The sequence below is a fragment of the Bradyrhizobium sp. PRIMUS42 genome (assembly GCF_023006515.1).
Taxonomy (GTDB): domain Bacteria; phylum Pseudomonadota; class Alphaproteobacteria; order Rhizobiales; family Xanthobacteraceae; genus Bradyrhizobium.
The window spans coordinates 1-3,882 of the sequence record NZ_JALBGZ010000593.1 but is presented as its reverse complement, the minus strand read 5'-3'; the positions used below and the strand labels follow the sequence as shown (position 1 = coordinate 3,882).

At 63.9% G+C, this 3,882-nt stretch carries 4 protein-coding genes; all 4 read left to right on the top strand.

Translation table 11 applies throughout. The annotated features are described in order from the left end of the window. On the top strand, nucleotides 1-865 hold an 865-nt coding region (locus MOV75_RS30010), incomplete at its 5' end, for an ABC transporter ATP-binding protein (protein ID WP_247007128.1). 55 nt (nucleotides 866-920) lie between these two features. Further along, entirely contained in the window at nucleotides 921-2,054 is a 1,134-nt protein-coding gene (locus tag MOV75_RS30005; protein WP_247007126.1) for an ABC transporter substrate-binding protein, read from the top strand. Between the two features lie 15 nt (nucleotides 2,055-2,069). Then, nucleotides 2,070-2,807 carry an ABC transporter ATP-binding protein gene (locus MOV75_RS30000; RefSeq protein ID WP_247007124.1) on the top strand — a complete coding sequence of 246 codons (738 nt, stop codon included), beginning with the start codon at nucleotides 2,070-2,072 and terminating at the stop codon, nucleotides 2,805-2,807. A gap of 49 nt (nucleotides 2,808-2,856) precedes the next feature. Beyond that, nucleotides 2,857-3,744 carry a dihydrodipicolinate synthase family protein gene (locus tag MOV75_RS29995; protein ID WP_246929411.1) on the top strand — a complete coding sequence of 296 codons (888 nt, stop codon included), beginning with the start codon at nucleotides 2,857-2,859 and terminating at the stop codon, nucleotides 3,742-3,744. The last annotated feature ends 138 nt before the right edge of the window (nucleotides 3,745-3,882 follow it).

Genomic DNA, 3,882 nt, shown 5'->3' with positions numbered 1-3,882 from the left:
GCTCAGCCTCGCGGCGGTCGCCGCCGCCGGTCCCGGCCTCGCGGGGGGGACGGCGTTGCCGGATTCCAGCGGTCCGTTGATGCGCATGCGCAAGGTCTCGCGCAGCTTCGGCGGTGTGCGTGCATTGAATGACGTCTCCTTCGACGTCATGCGCGGTGAAATCCTCGGCCTGATCGGTCCGAACGGTTCCGGCAAATCGACCATGATCAACGCCTGCTCCGGCGTGATCGATGTCGACGGCTTGATCGAGCTGGACTCCCATCCGCTGCAGAACCGGCCGGCCTGGGAGGTGCATGCTCACGGCGTCGCCCGAATCTTTCAGAACGTGCGGCTGTGGGAATCCATGACCGTTCTCGAGAACGTCATGGTCGCCTGGCGACGAATCCCCGGCCAGCCGGGCGGAGAGGCCACGATCCGTCAGGCGTCGCTGGCCGCGCTGGAGCAGATGGGTGTGCGCCATCTCGCCATGCGCCAGGCGGGCGACCTCTCCTTTGGCCAGAGCCGCCTCGTCGAGATGGCCCGCGCCATCGTCGGGCGGCCCAAGGTGCTCCTGCTTGACGAACCGGCGGCCGGCCTGCGCGGCGGTCTCGTCATGGAGCTGTCGACCATCCTGCAACGGCTGCGCGCGCAGGGCATGACGATCCTCGTCGTCGAGCATCGCATCAAGCTCGTGACCAGCATGTGTGACCGCGTCGTCGTGCTCAATCTGGGCGACCTCATTGCGAATGGCGCTCCCGCTGCCGTGATGGAGTCGCCTGTTGTCATCGAGGCCTATCTCGGCGAGCGCGCCGGCGCGGCCTCTCACGAGACGAGGGCGCGCCACATCCGTCGCCGCTCCGTCGATCATGCCGGAGCGCATGGTTGAACGAGACCAATTTTCCAATTTTCAGGGGAGGACGACCGTGAACAGGAAAAGGACAATGGGGGTGCGTGGCCTGCTGGCTCTGGCCGGCGCGAGCGCGGTGCTGGTGACAATGTCGCCGGGTGGGGCCGCGGCTCAGGAACAGCCGCTGATCGGCGTCTCGCTGCCGATGACGGGGGCCAAGGCTCTCGTCGGCCGCAACTTCAAACAGGGTGTCGAACTCGCCATGGCCGACATCAATGCCGCGGGTGGTGTGCTCGGCAAGCCGTTGCAGGTGGTCTTCGAGGACGACCAGGGCGACAACACCAACGGCGCGATCAACGCAGTCAACAAGATCATGCAGGTGCACAAGACGCCCGTGATGATCGGGCCGCACTATTCCGTGACACAAATGGCGACCCAAAATATCTACTGCAATGGCAAGATTGTCTCGCTCACCGGCGGCACCGGCGTTCCCGTCACCAATAGCGGCTGCAAATTCGTCATCCGAACCCGTTCCAACGACGACGTCCAGGCAAAGGCGATCATCGATTATGCCCAGAAGGCACTGAAGGCTGCAGACAAGGTCGCGATCTTCTATGCCAATGACGATTTCGGCAAGTCGGGCCAGGCCCGCGTGGTCGCGCAGATGGCGGCACTCGGCCTCAAGCCGGTGGCAATCGAGAGCCACAATCCCAATGACAAGGACTATTCGGCTCAACTCAGCAAGTTGAAGAATGCCGGTGCGGCGCTCGTGATCCTCTGGGCCCACGACACCGATGCCGCGCTGATCGTCAAGCAGGCGAAACAGTTCGGTCTGCCTTTCCGCTTCGCGGGGGCAGTGCTCAGCGAAGACGCTTTTCTCAAGCTCGCCGGCAGCGGGGCCGAAGGCGCGATAAGCGCTTCCTATTTCGTCCCGACAGATCCCAATCCGGCAGTACAGACTTTTGTCAAACGCTATGAGGAACGCTTCAAGATGGCGCCCGACGTCTGGTCCGCAACCTATTACGATGCAGCAATCCTCGCGGCGAAAGCGATCAACGCCGCCGGGTCCGCTGACGTTGCCAAGATCCGCGAATCCTTTGCTACCGTGAAGTATGACGGCCTGCTTGCGTCGTATGGATGCGACGAGAAGGGGGACTGCAACCGCCAGGTCAACATCGTCGAGATCAAGGGCGGGCAGCCCGTGGTCCTCGAAGCGGTCCGCTACTGAACGCCGGACGCCTCGATGCTGAAGATCCCCGCCACCGAACCGCCCGAGCTGGAACTGTCGCATGTCGACGTGTTCTACGGAAAGGCGCAGGTCCTCTTCGACCTCTCCATCCATGTTGAACGCGGTGAGGTCGCGGCGATCATCGGCGCCAATGGCGCCGGCAAGTCGACGACGCTCAACCTGATTATCGGCAAGCTGAAGCCGTCGGTGGGCACCGTCACCTTCGCCGGCGAGCCGATCACCGGCCGCCCGATCAACAAGGTCGTCGCCGGCGGCATCGCCTGCGTGCCGCAGCGTCGGCGGATCTTCAGCACGCTGACCGTGATGGAGAACCTCGAGGTCGGTGCCTATGTGCGCCGTCACGACAAGGGTGGGATCAGCGCCACCCTCGATGAGGTCTTCGAACTGTTTCCGGTCCTGAAGCGCAAAGCGGCTGACATGGGCGGCGTGCTCTCGGGCGGCGAGCAGCAGGCGCTCGCGATCGGACGAGGGCTGATGGCCGGCCCGCGGCTGCTGCTACTCGACGAACCCTCGATGGGCCTGTCACCCAAGCTGACCACCGAGATGTTTGCGAGCATCCGCAGGATCGCCGAGGGCGGCCGCACCGTCGTGATCGTCGAGCAAAACGCCTACGCGGCCCTCGGCGTCGCCGACTACGGCTATGTGCTCGAGGGTGGCAGCATCGCGCTCAAGGGCCATGCCGACGAGCTGCTGCGCGATGATCATGTGCGCGACGCCTATCTCGGCGCCTGATGCCATTCCTCATATTCACCCAACCCCAAGCAAAGGCAATTACCACATCATGACGAAGCTTCACGGCATCATCCCCGCACTCACCACACCCTTCGACGAGAAGGGTGACATCGACGAGGCCAAGTTCCGAAACCAGATCCGCTTCATGCTCGGCAAAGGTGTGCACGGCCTCTGCTTCGGCGGCTCGACGGGTGAGGGCCAGGCGCTGGAGCTCGGCGAGTTTCGCCGGCTCGGCGAAATCACCATGGAGGAAGTCGCGGGCCGGGTGCCGGTCGTCGCCGGCATCATCGCCAACTCGACGCGCGAGGTGATCAAACGCGGCGAACTGATCGCCGATCTCAAGGTCGATGCCTTGCAGGTGACGCCGGTCTTCTACGTCTTCCAACCCGACGACGATTCGAATTTCGGCCACTTCAAGACGTTGACCGAAGAGCTGAAGACGCCGGTTCTGCTCTACAACGTCATTCCCTGGAACCTGCTTTCGACGCCGCTCGTGCTGCGTATCCTGAACGAGATTCCGTGGGTCGTCGGTATCAAGCAGAGCCAGGGCCACATCACGCGCACGGCCGAGCTCGTCGCCAATGCGCCGAAGGACAAGGTCATCCTCGCCGCCGTCGATAACCTTCTCTACTCCTGCTTCCAGTTCGGTGCTCACGGCACGCTGGCGGCTTCTCCGACCGCAGCACCGGGCCCCTGCGTACGCCTGTGGAACGCCGTCAAGAAGAAGGACGACGAGACCGCGCTCGCCATCCACCACCGCCTCGTCAACTTCTGGTCGGTGCTGCCGCACGGCAATTTGCCGGCCTGCGTGAAGTATTCTCTCCATCTCCAGGGTCTCGACTGCGGCATCTCCCGCCAGCCCATGCCGATGCCCGACGCGGCCACCCGCGCCGCCATCGAGCGCACGCTGCCGGCGCTGCTCGAATACGACGTCTGATCGAGATCGTTCGGGGAGAACCGGTCCATGAAGAAGCTGATGAATACCGCCGACGCCTTCGTCGACGAGATGCTTGACGGGCTGGTGGCGGCTCACCCGGCACTGGTGCGGGAGGCGCGGGTCGTCCGCGCCGCCCAT

Excerpts from the sequence above, each read along its gene's own strand:
- MOV75_RS30005 (WP_247007126.1), top strand. The coding sequence starts at position 921 with ATGGGGGTGCGTGGCCTGCTGGCTCTGGCCGGCGCGAGCGCGGTGCTG.
- MOV75_RS30000 (WP_247007124.1), top strand. The coding sequence starts at position 2,070 with ATGCTGAAGATCCCCGCCACCGAACCGCCCGAGCTGGAACTGTCGCAT.
- MOV75_RS29995 (WP_246929411.1), top strand. The coding sequence starts at position 2,857 with ATGACGAAGCTTCACGGCATCATCCCCGCACTCACCACACCCTTCGAC.